Source organism: Dongia sp., from assembly GCF_041910485.1.
Taxonomy (GTDB): domain Bacteria; phylum Pseudomonadota; class Alphaproteobacteria; order Dongiales; family Dongiaceae; genus Dongia.
Map to the genome: position 1 here is coordinate 1 of NZ_JAYRQR010000065.1, position 1,522 is coordinate 1,522.

The following is a 1,522-nucleotide window of genomic DNA, read 5'->3' on the forward strand; positions in this document are numbered from 1 at the left end:
CAACCTTCGCGGCAACGCCCGAGCAATTGCGCCGCAGGCCTGGCCCCAAGACATCCTGGCCCAATCTGTTCCTGGCCGGCGACTGGACCGACACCGGTTGGCCCTCGACCATCGAAGGTGCCATCCAGTCCGGCTTCACCGCAGCGGCAGCGGTCACGACGTGAGCTTTCGACCGCTTTCCTTGCTGTCGGTGGGAGAGCAGCATGGCGCCGCCGGCATCGTCAGCGGCAATGGTTTGTCGAATTTCTACTGGTCGACGGCGATCGAAGATCTTGAGTGCGGGATCGACAATCGCCTGTTCCGCTTCTCGGCGGACGGCGCGGGCCTCGTCCTTGGCGCCGCATTCGGCGACCTCACTGTTTTTTCCTTCGCTGGAACCGTATCGGATGCGGACATCGCGGCCTGCATCGACCGACCGGGCGCGGTGGAGTTGCATGCCCCGGTGGCCGAACGGGAACGTTATGAGGCATTGGCCGGTGGCCGTTGGCGGCAGACACGGGAGATGGTCATCATGTCGGCCATGCACGAGGCGATATCGTCTGCCGATGGACGCTGCCGGTCCCTGGGGCCATCCGATGCGGATGAGGTCGCTGCCTTCTATCGGCTGCATCATTCGGAAACAGTCTTCGATCCCTATATGCTGGAGATGCCTTTTGTCGGCGCCTTCGATAGGGGCCGATTGGTGGCCTGTGCCGGGACTGTGGCGCAAAGCCGCGCGCTGCGGACGAGCTTGATCGGTCATTTCGCGACCGCCGAGGATCGGCGTGGGCAGGGCTTGGCGACGGCTGTCGGCGGAGAACTCCTGGCCTTGCTGGGTGAGATCGGCTTCGAGACCGTCTACCTGGCCACCACGAGCGAAAACGAGGCGGCTCTCGGAGTATATCGGCGCCTGGGTTTTGGCACCATTGATCGCCGCGCACAGCTCGACCTAACGCCCTGATTCATAAATCTTATCGGCGCTCTGGCTACCCCGGTGGGGATACTTTTCATCGCCCTACACGGCGCGTATACTCCGGCCGATTTTTCCAGCACCAGCAAGGATTTCTCCGATGACGCAAGCCGCTATGAAGGCACAGAAATTTGTCCTGCCCATTAAGGATAAGGGTCTGTTCCGCGAGCAATGCTACATCAACGGCCAGTGGGTCGACGCCGATTCCGGCAAGACGGTTGACGTCACCAACCCGGCGACGGGCGAAGTGATCGGCACCATTCCCAACATGGGCGCCGCCGAAACCAAGCGGGCGATCGAGGCCGCGAACGCCGCCTGGGGCGCTTGGCGCAAGAAGACGGCAAAGGAACGCGCCAATCTGCTGCGTCAGTGGTTCAACCTGATGATGGCGGCGCAGGAAGATCTGGCGATCATCCTCACGGCTGAGCAGGGCAAGCCGCTCGCTGAAGCCAAGGGCGAGATCGCCTATGGCGCTTCTTACATCGAATGGTTCGCCGAGGAAGCCAAGCGGATCTATGGCGACATTATTCCGCCGCACCAGGGCGACAAGCGCATCGTCGTCACCAAGGAACC

3 protein-coding genes are annotated in these 1,522 nt (G+C 62.2%); all 3 read left to right on the forward strand.

What is annotated here, in order from left to right; translation table 11 throughout:
• Window positions 1–164 (forward strand): FAD-dependent oxidoreductase (locus ACE3PP_RS20985; protein ID WP_374385264.1); only part of this gene is annotated, 164 nt, incomplete at its 5' end.
• Window positions 161–940 carry a GNAT family N-acetyltransferase gene (locus ACE3PP_RS20990; protein ID WP_374385262.1) on the forward strand — a complete coding sequence of 260 codons (780 nt, stop codon included), beginning with the start codon at window positions 161–163 and terminating at the stop codon, window positions 938–940. The genes ACE3PP_RS20985 and ACE3PP_RS20990, both read left to right, overlap by 4 nt.
• A 109-nt stretch (window positions 941–1,049) precedes the next feature.
• Window positions 1,050–1,522, forward strand: a 473-nt coding sequence (locus tag ACE3PP_RS20995; RefSeq protein ID WP_374385263.1) for an aldehyde dehydrogenase family protein, incomplete at its 3' end; no start/stop codon positions are given.